Source organism: Candidatus Obscuribacterales bacterium (genome assembly GCA_036703605.1).
In the GTDB taxonomy this organism is placed as follows: Bacteria; Cyanobacteriota; Cyanobacteriia; order RECH01; family RECH01; genus RECH01.
The window spans coordinates 1-1,279 of record DATNRH010000187.1; the positions used below are offsets into that span (position 1 = coordinate 1).

General features: G+C 51.8%; 1 protein-coding gene. It reads left to right on the top strand.

Annotated elements, in window-relative coordinates:
- Nucleotides 1-140: 140 nt before the first annotated feature.
- On the top strand, nucleotides 141-1,279 hold a 1,139-nt coding region (locus V6D20_04010), incomplete at its 3' end, for a hypothetical protein (protein HEY9814956.1).

Here is a 1,279-nt window from a genome sequence, read left to right on the forward strand (position 1 = left end):
ATGGTGCAAACATAGTGTTTCTGCACTGACTGAACCAACGGAAAAGCGATCGCTTCCCATCTCTAGACTACTGAGATATCAACGAACGCTGTATCAAGTTTAACTCTTGCTGTTTGTAATGTATTGAGGAATCAAGGTCTATGGTTACTATCCCCGTTTATGAAGATCTGTCGCTCAGTTTAGTGGGTAATGCCTCAGGTAGCGACGTACAGATAACGGGGATACGCTTGGCTGCTTTATCATTACCCCTATCGCGATCGCTGAATATTCCCGATAAATTTCTCACCAACTCAGGGGGCGATCGCCGTTCATTTCGCCCAGCGGATGAGGTGTTGAACGAGGTGCTGGAGTTTCCGGCGCGCACGTTTCAGCTCAGTGGCATCGGGGTGGCGATCGCCTGGACAAGTTTGCGGCTGCGCATCGTTCTGGAACGCAATACCGAGCAGTCAAGCATCACGTTGGAGATCCATGATCTACGGCTGAGTACATCGTTGATTCCTGGCTTTAGTCTCAGCGGTCATCTGAAGCTGTCGGTAAGTCTCAACCAAGTGTTGTCCTTGGCCGATTCCTTGTTTAATCGCTTGGAGTCGGCGACCAGTGAAGCCTTGCCGCTAGAACTCTTGGGGCTGCGGTTGACGGAGGACTATTTCGCCATCCGTTGGAAGGAAACCCGCATCAACTATTGGCTGCGGGGACTAGTGCCGAATGTTTTTGACCAAAGCGCTCAGATTGAAAGCACCGCAACCCTACGGGTGTTGTTTGGCCGTCCAATTCCGGAGATTCGTCTGGATTGGGATGCCTCGGGGGTCTCGAAAACCTTTAGTTTGCCGGGGATGAAGCTGGTCACGCCAGATCAGGTGATGTTTACCTTGCTGCTGCAATCATCAGAGAATTCAGAGCAACTCAATCATCTGGCTATGATTCTCACCTTGCCTGAGAAGGCGAAAATCACGGCTTACAGCAACTTTTCCTGGGAGCGAGAGGGCGATCGCGAACTCCAACCGCCAAGCGACGAGAATCGGGAAGCAGAGGATTCAGATGCGCCGTTCTTACAGCTAGATGCCATGCCTGGGCAATCAGTCAGCCTGGTGCTGCTGCAGATCCGACTGGATCAAGGCGGCCTACCCAGATTTTTTCAGCAGCTTGCAGCACCCATCAGCGAACTGAGCTTTGAGCGCAGTGAGTCGCAGTCCCTAGCCAGGAAAACGGTTAGCAGTTTTGACGATTTCGTAGCTCCTCAAGAGAACATTTGGGGAGCCAATAATCCCTCTGCTGAACC